Annotated in this window: 21 protein-coding genes and 1 tRNA gene; 10 read left to right on the top strand and 12 right to left on the bottom strand. The window is 66.3% G+C overall.

Annotation, left to right across the window (positions count from 1 at the left end; translation table 11 throughout):
- The first annotated feature begins 102 nt into the window (after positions 1-102).
- A complete protein-coding gene (locus ACFQ4E_RS06050) occupies positions 103-1530 on the top strand; it encodes an aspartate kinase (protein ID WP_386802037.1) in 1428 nt (475 codons plus the stop codon).
- Between the two features lie 208 nt (positions 1531-1738).
- Entirely contained in the window at positions 1739-2170 is a 432-nt protein-coding gene (locus ACFQ4E_RS06055) for a hypothetical protein (RefSeq protein ID WP_386802038.1), read from the top strand.
- Here the strand turns inward: ACFQ4E_RS06055 and ACFQ4E_RS06060 are convergent.
- Entirely contained in the window at positions 2167-2373 is a 207-nt protein-coding gene (locus ACFQ4E_RS06060; protein ID WP_386802039.1) for a hypothetical protein, read from the bottom strand. The genes ACFQ4E_RS06055 and ACFQ4E_RS06060 overlap by 4 nt on opposite strands.
- Before the next feature lie 421 nt (positions 2374-2794).
- Between ACFQ4E_RS06060 and ACFQ4E_RS06065 the strand changes: the two genes are divergently transcribed.
- On the top strand, positions 2795-3859 hold the full coding sequence (locus ACFQ4E_RS06065; RefSeq protein WP_386802040.1) for a pyridoxal-phosphate dependent enzyme: 1065 nt from the start codon (positions 2795-2797) through the stop codon (positions 3857-3859).
- 3 nt (positions 3860-3862) lie between these two features.
- Here the strand turns inward: ACFQ4E_RS06065 and ACFQ4E_RS06070 are convergent, their stop codons facing one another.
- The 4 genes from ACFQ4E_RS06070 to ACFQ4E_RS06085 form a co-directional block, all read right to left on the bottom strand.
- Positions 3863-4732: a DMT family transporter gene (locus tag ACFQ4E_RS06070; RefSeq protein WP_386802041.1), complete on the bottom strand. Its 870-nt coding sequence runs from the start codon at positions 4730-4732 to the stop codon at positions 3863-3865.
- A 221-nt stretch (positions 4733-4953) separates the two neighbouring features.
- Complete coding sequence (locus tag ACFQ4E_RS06075) at positions 4954-6060, bottom strand: site-specific DNA-methyltransferase (RefSeq protein ID WP_386802042.1); 1107 nt, start codon at positions 6058-6060, stop codon at positions 4954-4956.
- A 94-nt stretch (positions 6061-6154) separates the two neighbouring features.
- Entirely contained in the window at positions 6155-6787 is a 633-nt protein-coding gene (locus ACFQ4E_RS06080) for a ribonuclease HII (protein ID WP_386802043.1), read from the bottom strand.
- Between the two features lie 130 nt (positions 6788-6917).
- Positions 6918-7523, bottom strand: coding sequence for a hypothetical protein (locus tag ACFQ4E_RS06085; RefSeq protein ID WP_386802044.1), 606 nt, complete (start codon positions 7521-7523; stop codon positions 6918-6920).
- 191 nt (positions 7524-7714) lie between these two features.
- On the opposite strand from ACFQ4E_RS06085, the gene ACFQ4E_RS06090 reads away from it, so the two are divergent.
- Together ACFQ4E_RS06090 and ACFQ4E_RS06095 are read left to right on the top strand one after the other, a co-directional pair.
- Positions 7715-7990, top strand: a complete 276-nt coding sequence (locus tag ACFQ4E_RS06090) for a hypothetical protein (protein ID WP_386802045.1) — start codon at positions 7715-7717, stop codon at positions 7988-7990.
- Positions 7962-8666, top strand: a complete 705-nt coding sequence (locus tag ACFQ4E_RS06095) for a hypothetical protein (protein ID WP_386802046.1) — start codon at positions 7962-7964, stop codon at positions 8664-8666. The genes ACFQ4E_RS06090 and ACFQ4E_RS06095 overlap by 29 nt, the downstream gene beginning before the upstream one ends.
- A gap of 21 nt (positions 8667-8687) precedes the next feature.
- Here ACFQ4E_RS06095 and ACFQ4E_RS06100 read toward each other — a convergent pair whose 3' ends face one another.
- Together ACFQ4E_RS06100 and ACFQ4E_RS06105 are read right to left on the bottom strand one after the other, a co-directional pair.
- A complete protein-coding gene (locus tag ACFQ4E_RS06100) occupies positions 8688-8972 on the bottom strand; it encodes a hypothetical protein (RefSeq protein WP_386802047.1) in 285 nt (94 codons plus the stop codon).
- Between the two features lie 291 nt (positions 8973-9263).
- Positions 9264-9340, bottom strand: a tRNA-Arg gene (locus ACFQ4E_RS06105).
- 127 nt (positions 9341-9467) lie between these two features.
- Between ACFQ4E_RS06105 and ACFQ4E_RS06110 the strand changes: the two genes are divergently transcribed.
- Complete coding sequence (locus ACFQ4E_RS06110) at positions 9468-10493, top strand: LacI family DNA-binding transcriptional regulator (protein WP_386802048.1); 1026 nt, start codon at positions 9468-9470, stop codon at positions 10491-10493.
- Between the two features lie 87 nt (positions 10494-10580).
- Here the strand turns inward: ACFQ4E_RS06110 and rpsD are convergent, their stop codons facing one another.
- The gene (gene rpsD, locus ACFQ4E_RS06115; protein ID WP_386802049.1) at positions 10581-11201 is read right to left on the bottom strand and encodes a 30S ribosomal protein S4; all 621 of its coding nucleotides are present in this window, start codon (positions 11199-11201) and stop codon (positions 10581-10583) included.
- A gap of 287 nt (positions 11202-11488) precedes the next feature.
- On the opposite strand from rpsD, the gene ACFQ4E_RS06120 reads away from it, so the two are divergent.
- The 4 genes from ACFQ4E_RS06120 (at position 11489) to phbB (ending at position 15452) form a co-directional block, all read left to right on the top strand.
- The gene (locus ACFQ4E_RS06120) at positions 11489-12370 is read left to right on the top strand and encodes an EAL domain-containing protein (protein ID WP_386802050.1); all 882 of its coding nucleotides are present in this window, start codon (positions 11489-11491) and stop codon (positions 12368-12370) included.
- 224 nt (positions 12371-12594) lie between these two features.
- Complete coding sequence (locus ACFQ4E_RS06125; protein ID WP_386802051.1) at positions 12595-13770, top strand: acetyl-CoA C-acetyltransferase; 1176 nt, start codon at positions 12595-12597, stop codon at positions 13768-13770.
- Positions 13771-13815: 45 nt separating this feature from the next.
- A complete protein-coding gene (locus ACFQ4E_RS06130) occupies positions 13816-14670 on the top strand; it encodes a patatin-like phospholipase family protein (protein WP_386802052.1) in 855 nt (284 codons plus the stop codon).
- 59 nt (positions 14671-14729) lie between these two features.
- On the top strand, positions 14730-15452 hold the full coding sequence (gene phbB, locus ACFQ4E_RS06135) for an acetoacetyl-CoA reductase (protein ID WP_386802053.1): 723 nt from the start codon (positions 14730-14732) through the stop codon (positions 15450-15452).
- A 199-nt stretch (positions 15453-15651) separates the two neighbouring features.
- Here phbB and ACFQ4E_RS06140 read toward each other — a convergent pair whose 3' ends face one another.
- From ACFQ4E_RS06140 to ACFQ4E_RS06155, 4 genes are all read right to left on the bottom strand, one after another.
- Positions 15652-16011: an ankyrin repeat domain-containing protein gene (locus ACFQ4E_RS06140; RefSeq protein ID WP_386802054.1), complete on the bottom strand. Its 360-nt coding sequence runs from the start codon at positions 16009-16011 to the stop codon at positions 15652-15654.
- Positions 16012-16385: 374 nt separating this feature from the next.
- Positions 16386-16562, bottom strand: coding sequence for a YdcH family protein (locus ACFQ4E_RS06145; RefSeq protein WP_386802055.1), 177 nt, complete (start codon positions 16560-16562; stop codon positions 16386-16388).
- A gap of 116 nt (positions 16563-16678) precedes the next feature.
- Positions 16679-17449 (bottom strand): tRNA1(Val) (adenine(37)-N6)-methyltransferase, encoded by a 771-nt coding sequence (locus tag ACFQ4E_RS06150; RefSeq protein WP_386802056.1) that lies wholly within the window; start codon positions 17447-17449, stop codon positions 16679-16681.
- A complete protein-coding gene (locus ACFQ4E_RS06155; RefSeq protein WP_386802057.1) occupies positions 17439-17654 on the bottom strand; it encodes a putative signal transducing protein in 216 nt (71 codons plus the stop codon). The genes ACFQ4E_RS06150 and ACFQ4E_RS06155 overlap by 11 nt, the downstream gene beginning before the upstream one ends.
- Between the last annotated feature and the right edge of the window lie 47 nt (positions 17655-17701).

Here is a 17701-nt window from a genome sequence, read left to right on the forward strand (position 1 = left end):
CCGCGCCGCGCAGGCACAGACGACCTTCGGTCGGGGCGGCCCCTTTTCCGCCCTGACCCTCCTCACCGAACAAGACGACCCAGAAAGGAGAGCGATCACCCCATGACGCTCGAGTTCAAGAACCACACCGTCGAAAAGATCGGCGGCACCTCGATGTCGCGCCTCGATGAACTGCTGGAGCCGCTCTTCCGCGTCTCGGACCCGGACTACAATCGCATCTTCGTGGTCTCCGCGTTCGGCGGCATCACCGACCTCCTCCTTGAACACAAGAAGACCGGCGAGCCTGGCGTCTTCGCGCATTTCGCCGACGAGACCGACGAGCACGCCTATATGAGCGCGCTCTCCAAGGTCGACCGGGCCATGCGCGACGCCCATGACGCCCTGCTGGAGCACCCCGCCGACCGCCAGGAAGCCGACGACTTCGTCCGCGACCGCGTCGAGGGCGCCCGCAACTGCCTCATCGACCTGCATCGCCTCTGCTCCTACGGCCATTTCCGCCTGAGCCAGCACATGGCGCTGACCCGCGAGCTGCTCTCGGGGCTGGGCGAGGCGCATTCCGCCTTCGTCACCTCGCTGCTGCTGCGCCGCAACGGCGTGAACGCGCGCTGCGTCGACCTCTCGGGCTGGCGCGACGACCGCGAGATGACGCTCGACCAGCGCATCGAGGACGCTCTCAAGAGCATCGACCTCGAGACCGAGATGCCGATCGTCACGGGCTACGCGCAATGCGCCGAAGGCCTGATGAACAAGTACGACCGCGGCTATTCCGAGGTCACCTTCAGCCAGATCGCGGCCCTCACCGAGGCGCGCGAGGCGATCATCCACAAGGAATTCCACCTTTCCTCCGCCGACCCGAAACTCGTCGGCGCGGAAAATGTGCGCAAGCTCGGTCACACCAATTACGACGTGGCCGACCAGCTGTCGAACATGGGGATGGAGGCGATCCACCCGACCGCCGCCAAGGCACTGCGCCAGACCCGCGTGCCGCTCCGTGTCACCAACGCCTTCGAGCCGGAAGATCCCGGCACGCTGATCGACGAGGCCGAAGCCGAACAGGGCGTGGCCGAGATCGTCTGCGGTCTCGACGTCTACGCGCTCGAGCTCTTCGAGCAGGACATGGTCGGCGTCAAAGGCTACGATGCCCAGACCCTCGACATCCTGACCCGCCACAACCTGCGCATCGTGTCGAAGACCTCGAATGCGAATACGATCACGCATTATGTCGACGCCCCGATCAGCGCCCTCCGCAAGGTCGAGAACGAGCTCGCCAAGGTCTATCCGAATGCCGAGGTCAACGTGCAGGCCACCGCCATTGTGTCGGTGATCGGGCGCGACCTGCGCGGCCTCCACGTGCTCGAGCGCGGTCTCGGCGCCCTGCGCGGAGGCGAGATCGACGTGATCTCCGCCCACCAGACCACCCGGACGGTCGATGCGCAGTTCGTGGTGAAGCGCGATGACCGCGACCGCTCCATCACAGTGCTGCATGACACGTTCATGGGCAAAGGCGACGTGGCCAAGCTCGTCGCCTGAGCCACCACACGCATCCACGCCTGAAGCCGCGCTTCCTATCCGGGAGCGCGGCTGTTTTCGGCGCAGGAACAGGCACATCAGGAGAATGTGACCACCCGCACTTTCGTCAAGGTTGACTTTGCAGAGATGGAAGTCACTGTTGGTTCATGTGCGAAGTTATTGGTTTTTGGGGGGATCTGACGTGGGCTCTGTCTTCTTGGATCGGGCGATGAGTCATGCGGCGCATGGGCTCATGTCACTCGAGAAGGCCACGCTCGGGGCAAAGCGCCTCGCAGACAGTCCGGACGGGTACAAGGCGAGCAATCAGACCGTCGTCGAGAAGATGCTGATCCTGTCGTCCCTGGCCGCGCAGCTTCAGGACGCCCGCACGCACCAGCTTCAGCTGCTCAAGCAACTGACCGAGCTGGAAGAGGCCGCGATCCGCGACCAGGAGTTCGAGCGGAAGCGCGCGCTCTACCGCCGCCACACCCTCGCCAATGGTTTCACGGTGTTGCGCCTGGCAAAGCCTCAGGAAAACCCCGAGCTCTTCCTCAGCGTCTGCCCGCATTGCGCCGAAAGCCGGCACGAGTTTCATCCGCTGCACCCGTTCGGCAGCGGATTGGCCTGCAGCGCCTGCGATGCGACCTTCGTGACCGCCTAGACGTCCTGGGGGCGCGGTCTGAGCGACAATTCCGCCCGGCTCCGCGTCTCGGTCAGCCCAAGATCGTCGATCACCGCCAGCGCCGCCTCTCGCGACCGCGCGCGCTCTTCTTCGGTGATGCTGTCCCAGCCTTTGTCGTTGATCACGCGCGAAATCGTCGCCGCGACAACGTCGACAAGACCGTCGTCCCTTAAATAAGGCATGCCGCCTCCAAACTCGAAATACCAAACCTGTCGTCTTGACGCGCGCCGCTCTGAAGAGCCTGTCCCGCGCTCCGTCCCGGATAACCGACGCGACTCTCGCGGATCAATGATTGCCCGGGGCCCCGGCGGAAGATTTGAAAATTGTTTCCGTATTTTCGCGACTTACGAGAATGCTTCTCGGAGCCACACGTTTAGGTCAACCGGGTGACGCCGCGTGACCGCCCGAGGGCGCGGATGCCGGTCCCGCGCCGTCCTATCGGAGCCTGCCCAAAGTCGAGGGCGCGGGGCCCGCGTGACATACCGCTCCGGGACTTGCATAAACAGGCAACCGGCGGTGATCACATCCCGTGGCGCCGACGCGGTCGACATTCGGCCACCCTTGCGTGACCACGCCCGCGCGCGCCCAGTTGGAGAGCCCACCATGCCCGACCTCTACGACAATCCCCTGCGCGGCCATCCGGACCAACTGGACCTGCCCGCCAGCATCCCCCTGCCCGAGGACGATCCCGCCCCGGTCGAAGAGCTGCTTTCCCGCTGCCCCGCGCATGCGGAAACCCCGCTTGTCGAGGCGCCCGGTCTGGCGGAGGCCGCAGGGATCGGCGCGCTTTTCGTCAAGGACGAACGGGACCGCATGGGTCTCGGCAGCTTCAAGGCGCTCGGCGCCGCGCATGTGATCGCCCGCGCCGCGGTCGAGACCGGCGCGGAAGATCTGACGCAGGCGCTCACGGGCGAGACCTACGTCACCGCCTCGGCCGGGAACCACGGGCTGTCCGTCGCCGCCGGTGCGCGGGTCTTCGGCGCCAAGGCCGTGGTCTATCTCTCCGACACGGTGCCCCATGCCTTCGCCCTCCGGCTCGAGGAGACCGGCGCCGAGGTCGTGCGCGCGGGCAAGACCTATGAGGCCAGCATGGATGCCGCCGCCGAGGCCGCGCAGCAGAAGGGCTGGCGGCTGCTCTCGGACAGTTCCTGGGAGGGCTATACCGACCCGCCCCGTCTCCTGATGCAGGGCTATCTCGCGCTCATGGCCGAGGTGGCTCGCCAGATCGGAGACGCGCCGAGCCACGTCTTCGTTCAGGCCGGTGTCGGGGGTCTCGCCGCCGCGGTCGCGGCCGCCGCGCGCCGCGCCTGGGGCGACGCCCCGCGGATCGTGATCGTCGAGCCGACGGCGGCGCCCTGCATCGCCAAGAGCCTCAGCGCAGGCATGCCGGTTCTGACCGAGGGGCCGGTCTCGACCATGGGGCGGCTCGACTGCAAGGCGGCGTCGCTGATCGCGCTCAAGGGCCTCGCGCGGGACGCGGACGCGGTCGTTCTGGTCTCCGACGGCGAGGTCGCGGACCAGATGGCGCGGATCGCGGATGCGGGGCTCGAGACCACGCCCTCGGGCGGGGCCGGGCTGGCCGCCCTTCTGACCAGCGACGCCTTGCGCGACCGGCTAGGGCTGACCGCCTCGTCGCGCGCCCTCGCCTTCGTCACCGAAACCGCCTGACGCTCAGGCGCGCTGCACCCGCGCCAGCTGCACGGCAAGGATGCCCGCGGCGATCACCGCGACACCGACGAAATCCGCCCAGCCCAGCGCCTCGCCCAGAAGCGCGGCCGCGATCAGGACACCGAGAAACGGGTTGAGGAAGTGGAAGGTCGCCGCCTTCACCGCGCCGATCCGCTCGACCAGCAGGAACCAGACCAGCGTGGCCAGCACGCCGGGCACCAGCACGGTGTAGAGAAACGCTATGAGAAGCGTCCAGGACGGCTCGAACACCGGCGTCTCGAACAGCGCCGCGGGCAAGGCCAGCGCCGCCGCACCGACGAGCATCTGCAGGCCCACGACCATCAGCACGTTCCCCCTTGCGTTGGCCGTGCGCACCGTCAGGGTCGCGGCCGCGAGCGATGCCGCCCCCAGGATACAGAGCGCCACGCCCCAGACATCGACGCCCGCCGAGAGCCGCGCGCCCATGATCAGGACCACCCCGCCGATCCCGGCGACGAGACCCGCGATGCCCAGAGCGGGCAGTTTCTCGCGGAAGACCAGCCAGTTCGCCAGCGCCACGATCAGCGGCATGGTCGAGGCGATGATCGCCGCGAGCGAGGCCTCTATGGTCTGCATCGCCACGAAGTTCAGGCCGAGATAGAGCGCGTTCTGACAGAGCCCGAAGATGATCGTCGCGCGCCACTGGCCGCGGGTCAGCCGCCAGCTTTGGCCCATCGCGCGGGCGATGGCGATGGCGATGATCCCCGACAGGAGAAACCGCAGGCTGAGCGCCATGAGCGGCGGCGCGGCGGTGACGATGATGCGGGCCGAGGTGAAGGCCGAGGACCACATCGCCGCAAAGGCGAGCCCCATCAGCATGGCCCTGATATCCATCGTGTTCCTCCTGCCCGGCTTGGGGCGCACCTGACCGGAGCCGCGCGCGATGTGCAAGCCCAGGGACCCGGCGCGCGCCGCAAGGCCGGTATTCGCATCGCGCCGGTCTCGGCCGGACCGGTGCCCGGAAAACGAAAAACCCCCGCCTGTCGAGCAGGCGGGGTAAGGTGCGGGTCCGGAGAGCGGTCACGGACCCTGGCGGTAACTGTGTGAGAGAGGCCTCAGCCCCCGGCCATCTCGGCCCGGATTTGCTGGCGCAAGACGTCGATCGGCACCGTCTTGCCGTCGCGCTTGAAGTGCCAGTAGGTCCAGCCGTTGCAGCTCGGTGCGCCCTCGAGATGGGCGCCGACCTGGTGGATCGATCCCTTGACGTCGAGACCGACCAGCGTGCCGTCGGCGCGAACACGCGCCGATTTCCCGGTGGCCGAGACCAGCGTCTCGCCGGGGCGCAACATGCCCCGCTCGACGAGTTGGCCAAACGGAACGCGCGGCTCGGCGCGCTTGGCGCGGGTTACCTCGAGAGCCGTCTTGTCGAACTTGCGAACGCCCGCGATGCGGCGCTCCGCGACGGCGCGATAGGCGGGCTCACGTTCGATCCCGATCCAGTCGCGGCCAAGCATCTTGGCCACGGCGCCGGTGGTGCCGGTGCCGAAGAACGGGTCGAGCACGACGTCGCCGACATTGGTGGAGCCCACGAGAACCCGGTGCAGAAGCGCCTCGGGCTTCTGGGTCGGATGCGCCTTGTCGCCGTGCTCGTCCTTCAGGCGCTCACCGCCATTGCAGATCGGCAGCACCCAGTCCGAGCGCATCTGGATGCCCTCGTTCAGCGATTTCAGCGCCTCGTAGTTGAAGGTGTATTTCGCGCCTTCCTCCTTGGAGGCCCAGATCATCGTCTCATGCGCGTTGGTCAGCCGCTTGCCGCGGAAATTCGGCATCGGATTCGACTTGCGCCAGACCACGTCATTCAGGATCCAGAACCCGTGATCCTGCAGCGCCGAGCCGACGCGGAAGATGTTGTGATAGGAACCGATCACCCAGAGCGCGCCATTGGGCTTCAGAAGACGCTTGGCCTCGGCCAGCCAGGCGCGGGTGAAGGCATCGTAGGCGGCGAAGCTCTGGAACTGGTCCCAGTGGTCGTCGACCGCATCGACGCGCGAGTTGTCGGGGCGATGCAGCTCGCCCTTGAGCTGCAGGTTGTAGGGCGGATCGGCGAAAATCAGGTCGACCGACGCGTCCGGCAGGGCCTGCATCGCCTCGATGCAATCCCCTGCTAGGATCGTGTTGAGAGGGAGCGCTTTCGCGCCCTTCAGATCGGTCATCTTCGTCATTTCTCTGCCTCTGTCCCCGGCGCTCTGACGGCGCATCTGGTGGTTGAGGCAAAGACTGAGTCAAAGCTGATTCGCGGTCAATTCCATTTTTGAATCATGGCTTTGCAGAAATTTCTTGAAACAAGATATTGTGGACGGGCTTGAAGGACCGCCTATGATGTGGGGTCACGCCGAGATCTCGAAGCGCGGAGATGTGGCTTTTCGACGGGTATCCCATGTTGGTCTCCCAACCGTATCCCGGATACTGTTGCGCCAAATCCCGCATCCCCTTGTCACGCCACGATTTTGCCACAATTGAGGCCGCCGCGATGGACACGGACCGGGCGTCTCCCTTGATCACCGCGCTCGCCGGACAGGGGCAGTCGCGCGGGATCATGTTGCCATCGATCAAGAGGTGATCGGGCCGGACCGGCAGGGCCTCGACCGCGCGCAGCATGGCCAGGTGGCTGGCGCGCAGGATGTTGATCTCGTCGATCTCGGCGACGCTCGCCGACCCGATGCCGACGAGACAGCGCTCCATCAGCAGAGCCGTCAGCGCCTCGCGCTTCCGCTCGCTCAACTTCTTGGAATCGTTCAGCCCCTCGGGCAGCGTGGCGGGGTCGAAGATCACCGCGGCGGCGACGACAGGACCGGCCAGCGGCCCTCGCCCGACCTCGTCGACCCCAGCGATGGCGCCTGCACCCTGCGCCAGAAGCGCCTCTTCCAGCGATGAATCGGGACCCGGCATGGGCATGGTCCTACCAGCCCGGCGACCTCCCTCGCCAGAAAGAAAAAAGGGCGCGGATCCGGCGGAGATCCGCGCCCCCTCGGTTCGGCGCCCCCGGGGGCCAAGTGACGCCTCGCCGAACTCTGCCGCCTCAGCGGCGGGACAAACTCCAGCCGCGCTCCCGAAGGCACTGGGCCTCGTAGCCGACCCGAAGGCCGTGCGGCGTGTCGACCCGGGTCAGACAGCTGTCGGGAAGATGCCGTGCGCTCGCATAGCTGCGCTCGACGCAGCGCACGCCCAGCACCTCGGTCCGGCGCCCGCTGCGGCTGCGCGTGTCGAGAAGACAGGCCGCGGGCAGCGGCGCGCGGCGCAGGTCCCCCCTGTCGCGCTTCTGCCAGTCGTAGAGCGGGTGACCTTTCGGGAACCACCGGCTGCCGCCCTCCCAGCGGTCGTAGCGGCCCCGATCCTGCCAGTCCTGCCAGTCCTGCCAGTCCTGCCGACGCTCGCGGTCGCGCGCATGCGCCTCGCGCCGCTCTTTCTCGGCCTCCCGCGCCGCGTCCTTGCGGCGCTCGGCCTCGGTCTTGGCATTGTCCTCGTCCCGCGCATCCCGGATCAGCTTGCCGATCACCAGAACAGTCGCGATCCCGCCCAGCGCCCGGGCGATATCCTCGGCCTCTGCCGCGCGGGCCGGAGATGCGGAGACCCCAGCGGTTACCAGCGAGACAGAGAGAACGGCGGCGATGAACTTGCGGGACATGGGTCTGGTCCTTTCCTTGGATCGGGGATCAAGCTCCGTATGTGCCGGGCAGCGCCGGCGATGGGGTCGGTGATCCAAGGCTGGGGTCAGGGGGCCGGGACAGGCAATGTCGCGCCCGTGTCATCGGATATCAGCGGTCCGCGACGCTCCGTGTTATTGTTTTTCAGACCGAACGCGCGCAGGGTAAGACCATGAGATACGCACTTGTTTTCATGGCCCTTCTGGCCCCCTCTCTCGCCCAGGCGGCGTGCTATGCCGATTACAAGGCCAAGCGCACCGACCCGCTGCGCCTGCATTACGGCGTGGCCGAGATCGACGCTCCCTGCGATAAGAGGTCCGCAGCCGATGCGCTGCGCCCGCGCCTGCGCGATGCAGGCTGGGAGTTGCTGACGATCGTGTCGGTCTTCGACGCGGACGGGCTGGAAGAGAGGAAGGACAGTGCCGGATCAAACTATCTCCGCTACTGAGGCGCGCCGCACCGGCGGGCGCATCGTCACCTACGGCATCGCCGCCATCGTCGCCCTTCTCGTCCTAGCGGGCGTGTGGCTCCTTTGGGCCCTGCCCGATGCCGGCGCGTTCAACGCGCGGGTCGAGCAGCTCTTCGTCGAGAATGACGACCTGACCGCGCAGGCCGAGATCAAGCTTCTCGAGATCCTCGCGCAATCGGGCACCGCCTTTGCCGAGACGCTGGCAAGCTACCGCACGGTGATCTTCGTGCTCCTGGTCTTCGCCACCGCGATGCTGATCGCGGCGCTTGTCTTCCTGGTGATGCTGGTGACGCTGAACCGCCGGATGGCGCAGATCGAGCGCTCAGGCATCGAGGTCAGCTCGCTCATCATCAGCCGCGAGGAGAACACCGTCTACCTGAACACGATGGGCTTCCAGCTCACCGAGGCGATGATGGAGACGCTCGCGGTCCTGGCCGAGGCGCGGCTCGATGACGAGATGATGACCGGCACGCGGATCGAGGCGATGATCTCCGGCCGGTCCGAGGCCGATTGCGACGAGGCCGCGGGCGCCACGCGCATCAAGCGCCTGCGCGACGGTCTCGGCAATCAGATGGTATCGGAGCTTCTGGTGAAGACGATCGCCAAGCGCGGCTACGTGCTGGCCGTCGACAAGGGCGTGATCCAGGTGATTTGAGGAAGGTGGTCTTTGCGCACCTCAGACCGCCGCGGCGGATTCGTCGAAGGCGCGCGAGACGTCCCGCAGCTTCACCGTCCCGGCATTCGAGGCCGCATGCAGACGCCGCAAGAGCTCGAACTTGATCCGCTTCTCATCCGCCTGCCGCGCCTCGACGGTCTGCTCCGGCGCCTGCGGAGCCTCCGTCGGCGCGGCCTGCGCAGCAGATGCCGCAGGCGCGACCTTCAGCGCCGCGGCGTAGTTGGCCTGAGCAGACCGATACGCGCTGACGCGCTGCGTTTCGGTGGCAAGCGGTTGAACATACATGGCAGCACCCGTCTCAATGAACCCACGACTCCCCCAAGCCGTGACCAGAGCTTACCTAGTTTCGCCACATTTCACCAAGAACCGAGCACAATCCTGCCCCATTTCAGCCCGATTTGTCCTCGCTTCCCGGGATAAAGCCCCGATGATCCCGAGATTGTTCTGGATGCGCCGCGAAAACCCGATGATTGACGGCACTCCGGCCCGAATCGTCGGCGACCTCCGCCTCGCCCATGCCACATTTCAGCTAGGGCCTCCGGTTCGGGCCGATCGCTCTGGCTCCGGGACATGCGCTGGCGACCCCGGCAGGATTCGAACCTGCAACCTGCCCCTTAGGAGGGGGCTGCTCTATCCAGTTGAGCCACGGGGCCGCGCGCGGTCAGAGTTAGCCAAGCCGGTCACGGCTGTCACCCCGAAATCCGGGCCGAAATCCGGGGCTCCCTTGTGCCTGCCCCTTGCATCGGCATAGTGGACCAAAGACCTGACGAGGAGGCTCCCATGCCGCCTACCCCGCCCCGCCCCCTGACCCTGCGCGACGTCTCTGAAGCCTCCGGCGTCTCAGAGATGACCGTCAGCCGGGTCCTGCGCAATCGCGGCGACGTGTCCGAGGCCACCCGCGAGAAGGTCATGCATGCGGCCAAATCTCTTGGATACGTCCCCAACAAGATCGCGGGCGCGCTTGCCAGCCAGCGGGTCAACCTCATCGCCGTGGTGATCCCCTCGCTGCGCAACATGGTGTTTCCGGAAGTGCTCGCAGGCATCTCCTCGGTGCTCGAGACCACCGATCTGCAACCGGTCGTGGGCGTCACCGATTACCTGCCCGAGAAGGAAGAGCGCGTTCTCTACGAGATGCTCTCCTGGCGGCCTTCCGGTGTCATCGTGGCCGGGCTCGAGCATTCCGAGGCCTCGCGGGCCATGCTCCGCGCCGCCGGCATCCCGGTGGTCGAGATCATGGACACCGACGGCACGCCCGTGGACGCGATGGTCGGCATCAGCCATCGCCGCGCGGGCCGCGAGATGGGCCGTGCGATCCTGAAGGCCGGGTTCGAACGGATCGGCTTTCTCGGCACCAAGATGCCGCTCGATCACCGCGCCCGGAAACGGTTCGAAGGCTTCACCGAGGTGCTCGCCAAGTCCGGGATCGAGATCGCCGACCAGGAGTTCTACTCGGGCGGCTCGGCGCTCGCGAAGGGGCGCGAGCTGACCCAGACGATGCTGGAGCGCACGCCGGACGTCGATTTCCTCTATTACTCGAACGACATGATCGCGGCGGGCGGGCTCTTGTGGCTGCTCGAACAGGGGATCGACATCCCCGGCCAGATCGGGCTCGCGGGGTTCAACGGCGTGGAGCTTCTGCAGGGTCTTCCCCGCAAGCTCGCGACGATGGATGCCGGGCGGCGCGAGATCGGCGAGACCGCGGCGCGGATCATCGCGGCGCGCCACGACGACCCCGAGGCCGAATACGAGCACGTGGTCGAGCTAACGCCCAAGATCGATTTCGGCGACACTCTGAAGCGCTGGTAGGCCGCAAGACACCACACCGCCCATCGCCAAAGAGAAAAGGCCGCGCTCCGAAGAGCGCGGCCTTTCGCTTGTCCTGCGGCGCAGAGATCAGTTCTGCGCGTAGAATTCGATGACGAGGTTCGGCTCCATCACCACCGGGTACGGCACGTCCGAAAGGCCCGGCTGGCGCACGAAGGTCGCCTTCATCTTGGAGTGGTCGACCTCGAGATAGTCGGGCACGTCCCGCTCGGGAAGCTGCGCGGCTTCGAGAACCGATGCGAGCTGCTTCGACTTCTCACGAACCTCGATCACGTCACCTTCCTTCACGCGGTAGGAGGGGATGTTGACCTTGCGGCCGTTCACGGTGACGTGGCCGTGGTTCACGAACTGGCGTGCGGCAAAGACGGTCGGCACGAACTTGGCGCGGTAGACGATCGCGTCGAGACGGCGCTCGAGAAGACCGATCAGGATCTCGCCGGTGTCGCCCCGCTGACGCTCGGCGTCGGCGAAGATGCGGCGGAACTGCTTTTCGGTCATGTCGCCGTAGTAGCCCTTGAGCTTCTGCTTGGCGCGGAGCTGCAGGCCGAAATCCGAGACCTTGCCCTTGCGGCGCTGGCCGTGCTGGCCGGGGCCGTATTCGCGGCGGTTGACCGGGGATTTCGGGCGACCCCAGATGTTTTCGCCCATCCGGCGGTCGATCTTGTACTTGGCAGAGGTGCGTTTGGTCACCGTCTGATCTCCTTCGATATGCGATACCGGACGGGTGGTCGGCCCGGCGTCTATGAAGGGCGTTGTCCTCTGGGTCACTGGGACCCTGACAGGCATCCCCTTGCGGGGGCCACCAACACCAATAGGAGCGCGCGTATAGCAGCTGCCGCGGCCCTGTCAACACGCCAGCCCTCCGGCCCGGGATCGTTCGCATTTGCGGTATTCTGCCGGGTCTCGGGGCCTGCGCGTTAAGCGGCGCTTAAACCCGCTCCGATAGCGTCCTGCTAGATCGTGAAGGAGCGAGGGGTATGGCACAGGGCAAGCGGCACGGCCTGCAACAGGACCGGGCAGGCAATGCGCTCAGCGAAGCCGTGGCGCTGCGCGACGGCGATCTGCAGGCGATGGTGGCGCGGGCCGTGCGTGGCGGCGATTGCTGCCTGGCCTACCAGCCCATCGTGCAGGCAAGGCGCCCCAACCCGGTCGCCTTTCACGAGGCGCTGATCCGCGTGCTCGACGAAACCGGCCGGATCATCCCCGCGGGCAGCTTCATGGCCGAGGTCGAGGACAGCGAGATCGGTCGCGTTCTGGACTGCCGCGCCCTCGACATGGGCTTCGACGCGCTCCGGGCCGAGCCGGGACTGCGCCTCGCCGTCAATGTCTCGGCCCGTTCCATCGGCTATCCCGACTGGCTGGACCTTCTGGACCGCCACCTCCGCCACGACCCCGGCCTCGGCGAGCGGCTGATCCTCGAGGTCACGGAAAGCTCGATCATGCGGGTCCCGGAGCTTGTCGCGACCTTCATGCGCCGGATGCAAAGCCGCGGCGTGTCCTTTGCCATCGACAACTTCGCCGCGGGCGCAACGAACCTCCGGCTTCTGAGCACGTTCCAGTTCGACATCATGAAGATCGACGGCGCCATGATCCGCGGCGCCGCGGCCGATGCCGACCGGCAGGTCCTTTTGCGCGCGATCCTCGCGATTGCCGCCGAGTTCGACATGTTCACCGTCGCCGAGACAGTCGAACGCCCCGACGATGCGCTGTTCCTGGAAGAGCTGGGCCTCGATTGCCTGCAGGGCTACTTCTTCGGCGCCCCCACGATCACGCCGCCCTGGCACGGCGCGGCGACCTCGGGGCCGCAGAATCAGCCCCGCAGATCTGTCTATTTTTTTGAACAATCTCTTGCGACCTGATTGGCTCAACGCGCCGCCGCAGGCCTGAGTTCCGCAGCGTCACTCATTTGCGGAAATCCAGCAAATCCTGAGCGCCCGATCCCCCCTCAACCCCTATAAAAGCAAACCTTACGTTCGGTTGCCCGCACCGAGACAGTGCTATACTTGTCACGCAAGCCAGCGGTTCTTCCGGCCTTCCCGGATCCGGATCGCGTCAGACAATTTAAACGCACGGAGATCGAACCATGACCAACATCGTCATCGCTTCCGCAGCCCGGACCGCCGTCGGCGGCTTCAGCGGCGGCTTCGCAAACACCCCGGCCCACGACCTCGGCGCGGCCGTTCTCGAGGCGATCGTCGAGCGTGCGGGCATCGACAAGGCCGATGTCTCCGAAACCATCCTCGGCCAGGTGCTGACCGCCGCGCAGGGCCAGAACCCCGCCCGCCAGGCGCATATCAACGCCGGTCTTCCGAAGGAAAGCGCCGCCTGGTCGATCAACCAGGTCTGCGGCTCGGGCCTGCGCTCGATCATGCTCGGCGCCCAGCATATCCGTCTTGGCGATGCCAAGATCGTCGCCGCGGGCGGTCAGGAAAACATGACCCTCTCGCCCCATGCCGCGCATCTGCGCGCCGGCCACAAGATGGGCGACGTGAAGTATATCGACACCATGATCCGCGACGGTCTCTGGGACGCGTTCAACGGCTATCACATGGGCCAGACCGCCGAGAACGTCGCCGAACAGTGGCAGATCTCCCGCGAGCAGCAGGACGAGTTCGCCGCCAATTCGCAGAACAAGGCCGAGGCCGCCCAGAAGGCCGGCAAGTTCGCCGACGAGATCATCCCCTTCACCGTCAAGACCCGGAAGGGCGACGTTGTCGTCGACACCGACGAGCATCCGCGCCATGGCGCGACCGTCGAAGGCATGGCCAAGCTGCGCCCCGCCTTCGCCAAGGACGGATCGGTGACCGCGGGCAACGCCTCGGGCATCAATGACGGCGCCGCGGGCGTCCTCCTGATGACCGCCGAAGAGGCCGAGAAGCGCGGCATTGAGCCGCTCGCGCGCATCGTGTCCTACGCGACCGCCGGTCTCGACCCGTCGATCATGGGCACCGGCCCGATCCCCGCGTCCCGCAAGGCGCTCGAGATGGCGGGCTGGAAGCCCGAGGATCTCGACCTGATCGAGGCGAATGAAGCCTTCGCCGCGCAGGCCTGCGCCGTGAACAAGGACATGGGCTGGGATCCGTCCAAGGTGAACGTCAACGGCGGCGCCATCGCCATCGGCCACCCGATCGGCGCATCCGGCGCGCGCATCTTCAACACCCTGCTCTTCGAAATGAAGCGCAGCGGCGCGAAGAAAGGCCTCGCCACGCTCTGCATCGGCGGCGGCATGGGCGTCGCCATGTGCGTCGAGCGCCCGTAAGCGATCCCGGGCAGGCTTTACGGCCTGCCCGTCTCGCGCCCGGCGATGGCAGGTTTGCCACATAACCCGACCCAGCTCGTGTTTTCGGGCGGCGGCCTGCGGTGCTTCTGGCAGGGCGGCTTCATGTCCGTGCTCGGACAGGACCGCAGCTTCCGGCCCGAGCGGATCACCGGCGTCTCGGGCGGTGCGCTGGCAGGCGCGGCCTGGATCGCCGGTCTCGAGCGCCGCCTTCTCGACGAGATGTGCGCCGAGTTCGACAAGCAGGACAGCAATCTCGACCTCTTCGATCCCGACGAGGATGGCATCACGCCGCACCAGCGGCTCTATTGCGAGGTCGTCGACCGCATCATCGACGCCGAGGCCGCGCAGAAGATCGCCGAGGGGCCGCAGTTCCAGATCCTGCTCGCCTTCCCGCCCGAGACCGGCTTTCCGACCCTCACCGGCATGGGCATGGCCGCGACCTACGAGGCCGAGCTGCACCTGGTGAACTCGCCGCATTTCAGCTGGGCCGAGAAGTTCGGACTGACCTCGACGCTGGTCGACGCCAACCAGGCGGCCCGCGACGGCGACCTGGTCAACTTGATCTGCGCCGCGGCCGTCATCCCGCCGGTCTTCGAGCCGCCGCTCTGGCACGGGCGTCGCGTCGTCGATGGCGGCATGGCGAGCCAGGCGCCGCTGCCCGAACCCGACGAGGGCGAGACGCTGGTCCTGTTGACCCGGGATTATCGCCGCCTCCCCGAGGTCGAGGGGCGCACCTATATCGCGCCCTCCTCCGAGACCCCGGCCGACAAGATAGATTTCACCTCGCCCGAAAAGCTCAAGGACACCTGGGCCCATGGCGAGGCGGATGCGAGGCGCATCCTCGACGACACCACCGACATCAACCCGACGGTGGCGTGACGTCGCCGCCTCGCGCGCTAAACCCTTAACACAACCACCAGAACGAGGAGGACAAACTCATGGCACGCATCGCATTGGTCACAGGCGGCAGCCGCGGCATCGGCGCCGCGATCGCAAAGGCCCTCAAGGCCGAGGGCTACGAGGTCGCCGCGACCTATGCCGGCAATGACGAGAAGGCCAAAGCCTTCACCGACGAGACCGGCATCAAGACCTACAAGTGGAACGCCGCCGATTACGAGGCGTCGAAGAACGGCATCGCGCAGGTCGAATCCGATCTGGGCCCGATCGACGTCGTCGTCGCCAACGCGGGCATCACCCGCGACGCGCCCTTCCACAAGATGACCCCGGAGCAGTGGAAAGAGGTGATCGACACCAACCTCACCGGCGTCTTCAACACCATTCACCCGGTCTGGCCGGGCATGCGCGAGCGCGGCTTCGGCCGGATCGTCGTGATCTCGTCGATCAACGGTCAGAAGGGCCAGTTCGGCCAGGTCAACTACGCCGCGACCAAGGCGGGCGACCTCGGCATCGTCAAGAGCCTCGCCCAGGAAGGCGCGGGCAAGGGCATCACCGCCAACGCGATCTGCCCCGGCTATATCGCCACCGAGATGGTGATGGCGGTGCCCGAGAAGGTCCGCGAGAAGATCGTCAGCCAGATCCCCGCAGGCCGCCTCGGCGAGCCGGAAGAGATCGCGCGCTGCGTCACCTTCCTGGCCTCTGACGATGCCGGATTCATCAACGGCTCGACAATCTCGGCCAACGGCGCGCAGTTCTTCGTCTGAGACGCAGAGCTCACGGGCTGGCCCCGCGGTCAGCCCGCGACGTCGACATCCGACCCCCGGTCCCAGGACCGGGGGTTTTTCGTTTGGAGATGTCCGCAAAACGTGGTGGTCGGGCAAGAGCCCGACCTGCCAATCTTCCGCGATGCCGCGCAGGACTGCCAAGAGCTCAATTCAGCCGCCGCTGCGTCCAACACCCGCCTCAATAGTCTTTGAAAAACTTCGCCTTATCGTAGTTTGCAACAATATCCGCCATTGCGCGTGGGCTGATGCCGTTTCGGTTTTCGGCGTCGGGATCGGCGCCGGCCTCAAGCAAGCTGCTGATGGCTTCCGCACCGCCCTTGTAGTTCAGTGTCGCACGCCAAAGCGGCGTGTTGCCGTGCCGGTCACGCAGTTCCAGATTGGCCCCGGCCTCGACAAGCATCTTGACCAAATCCTGAGAGCACTCCTTTGCGGCGAAATGGAGCGCGCTCCATCCGGCCTTGTCGACAACGTCAGGATCCGCGCCGTCTTCCAAGAGCTTGCGCGCCCGCGCAGCATCGCCGTCTATGACAGCGTTCATCAGGTCCGTGCGCCCAGCTTTATCTCTATTCGACGCTGGTAGCTTTTCCGTCGGGCGCGCACTTGGCCGGGCAACCAGTGATCTAATCCAATCAGGCAGTGGCATGTCAGTGTGATCTTCGAATTACGTCAGCAAACATACGTGCCGCCGCTCTGACGCGATAGCCGCAATGTTCAGGGCGGCAGCGACGGTTTAAAACTTCCGAACAGCCTGACCGGCAGCGCCGCACCACCGCGAAGGGCAGCGTCGTCTGCATGATGGACCGACACGATGTGCGGACAGCCCCGTTCGGTTTCCCGGAAGACCGGCGGATATGAAAAAGCCGGACGCGACACGCGCGCCCGGCCGAAGCGTTCCAGCCTCGAGGCCTGGTGCTAATGCACCGTCTCGCTGGACAACCGGCTGATTTCCTCCTTCAGGCGGAGCTTCTGCTTCTTCAGTTCGGCGACATGCAGGCCATCCACACTCGGAGCTCTCTGCGCCTCTTCTACGGCATCGGACAGCATACGGTGCTTCTTCTTCAGTTCCTGCAGATGCGAACTCAAGCTCATGGAAACCTCCTTTGGATGGGTGGAACCCTCAGTGCAGCACGGAATTCGATTCTAGTCACGCTGCAGATGCGAGAGGTTGGCGGAGTTTTGCTCCGGATTGTGTTTATCCACCGCTCCTAGCCGAACGAGAGCGCCTCTCCGTCGCGCAAGACCCGAGCGATTTCAGGAGCATAGTCATCCTCGTCCCGCAGATGTGCCCGTCCCTTGTGCAAACGGATAGGATCGAGCAGCCGAAACGGCGCGCGACCGCCTTTTGCCGCCCGGACAAGCACAAGCCGCGCCTCGCGCCCCTCCCGCGGTGCGAGCGGCTGCACGCAGATCGCGCCCAGCCGGTCCGACAGCGCAGCGAGGATCTGCGGCAGGCGCTCGGCCCTGTGAATAAGCGTCAGCCGTCCTCCGGGGCGCAGGCGGCGGGCGGCGACCTCGATCCAGAGCGCAAGGGGCGTCTCCTCGGAGCGCCCAGCCTCGCGGCCCGGATCGCTGGCAGCGCTGCTCGCGGCGGGATCGAAATAGGGCGGATTGGCCAGCACATGGTCGAAGCTTTCCTGCCGGAGCTCCGCCGGGAGCGCCGCCAGGTCGGCGGTCACGATCCGCGCCGCGATGCCGTTCGCTGCGGCATTGTCGCGCGCCAGGGCCGCATAGGCAGGCGCCCGCTCCACCCCGGTCAGCGACAGCCCGGAGACCCGCGCCGCCAGACAGAAAAGCGCCGTCCCGACCCCGGAGCCCAGTTCCAGCACCCGCTCGTCCGGTCGGGCAGGCACCGATGCGGCCAGCAGCACCGGGTCGATCCCGGCCCGGTAGCCCCGGCGCGGCTGCGCCAGCGTCAGACGTCCGCCCAGGAACCGGTCGTGGCTCAGGTCCTCGGGCGCGAACCGCTCATCTGTCAAACGCCACCCCGTTTTCCCACAAGACCGTCCGCGCCCGTGCGAGATCGCCCGTGCGCACCATCAGCCGCCTCGGAAGAATGCCGATCGAGCCTTCTAGGACGCTCATATTTACGTCCAGTTCGAAGGTCTCTATACCCTCCTCGGCAAGCAGGGTGCGGGCGAGCGGGATCAGGGTGATGTCGTTGGTGCGCAAGAGTTCTTCCATCTCTCCGGTCTAGTCCGCGCCCCTGTCCCTGTCGACCCTGACCGGAG

The sequence above is a fragment of the Litorisediminicola beolgyonensis genome, from assembly GCF_042679605.1.
GTDB lineage: Bacteria > Pseudomonadota > Alphaproteobacteria > Rhodobacterales > Rhodobacteraceae > Litorisediminicola > Litorisediminicola beolgyonensis.

What these genes read in the sequence shown, in the direction of transcription:
- ACFQ4E_RS06130 (WP_386802052.1), top strand. Translation starts at nt 13,816, where the DNA reads ATGGCAGGTTTGCCACATAACCCGACCCAGCTCGTGTTTTCGGGCGGC.
- ACFQ4E_RS06140 (WP_386802054.1), bottom strand. Translation starts at nt 16,011, where the DNA reads ATGAACGCTGTCATAGACGGCGATGCTGCGCGGGCGCGCAAGCTCTTG.
- ACFQ4E_RS06065 (WP_386802040.1), top strand. Translation starts at nt 2,795, where the DNA reads ATGCCCGACCTCTACGACAATCCCCTGCGCGGCCATCCGGACCAACTG.
- ACFQ4E_RS06050 (WP_386802037.1), top strand. Translation starts at nt 103, where the DNA reads ATGACGCTCGAGTTCAAGAACCACACCGTCGAAAAGATCGGCGGCACC.
- ACFQ4E_RS06090 (WP_386802045.1), top strand. Translation starts at nt 7,715, where the DNA reads ATGAGATACGCACTTGTTTTCATGGCCCTTCTGGCCCCCTCTCTCGCC.
- ACFQ4E_RS06055 (WP_386802038.1), top strand. Translation starts at nt 1,739, where the DNA reads ATGAGTCATGCGGCGCATGGGCTCATGTCACTCGAGAAGGCCACGCTC.
- ACFQ4E_RS06110 (WP_386802048.1), top strand. Translation starts at nt 9,468, where the DNA reads ATGCCGCCTACCCCGCCCCGCCCCCTGACCCTGCGCGACGTCTCTGAA.
- ACFQ4E_RS06085 (WP_386802044.1), bottom strand. Translation starts at nt 7,523, where the DNA reads ATGTCCCGCAAGTTCATCGCCGCCGTTCTCTCTGTCTCGCTGGTAACC.
- ACFQ4E_RS06075 (WP_386802042.1), bottom strand. Translation starts at nt 6,060, where the DNA reads ATGACGAAGATGACCGATCTGAAGGGCGCGAAAGCGCTCCCTCTCAAC.
- phbB (WP_386802053.1), top strand. Translation starts at nt 14,730, where the DNA reads ATGGCACGCATCGCATTGGTCACAGGCGGCAGCCGCGGCATCGGCGCC.
- ACFQ4E_RS06080 (WP_386802043.1), bottom strand. Translation starts at nt 6,787, where the DNA reads ATGCCGGGTCCCGATTCATCGCTGGAAGAGGCGCTTCTGGCGCAGGGT.
- ACFQ4E_RS06060 (WP_386802039.1), bottom strand. Translation starts at nt 2,373, where the DNA reads ATGCCTTATTTAAGGGACGACGGTCTTGTCGACGTTGTCGCGGCGACG.
- ACFQ4E_RS06070 (WP_386802041.1), bottom strand. Translation starts at nt 4,732, where the DNA reads ATGGATATCAGGGCCATGCTGATGGGGCTCGCCTTTGCGGCGATGTGG.
- ACFQ4E_RS06125 (WP_386802051.1), top strand. Translation starts at nt 12,595, where the DNA reads ATGACCAACATCGTCATCGCTTCCGCAGCCCGGACCGCCGTCGGCGGC.
- ACFQ4E_RS06100 (WP_386802047.1), bottom strand. Translation starts at nt 8,972, where the DNA reads ATGTATGTTCAACCGCTTGCCACCGAAACGCAGCGCGTCAGCGCGTAT.
- ACFQ4E_RS06120 (WP_386802050.1), top strand. Translation starts at nt 11,489, where the DNA reads ATGGCACAGGGCAAGCGGCACGGCCTGCAACAGGACCGGGCAGGCAAT.
- ACFQ4E_RS06145 (WP_386802055.1), bottom strand. Translation starts at nt 16,562, where the DNA reads ATGAGCTTGAGTTCGCATCTGCAGGAACTGAAGAAGAAGCACCGTATG.
- ACFQ4E_RS06155 (WP_386802057.1), bottom strand. Translation starts at nt 17,654, where the DNA reads ATGGAAGAACTCTTGCGCACCAACGACATCACCCTGATCCCGCTCGCC.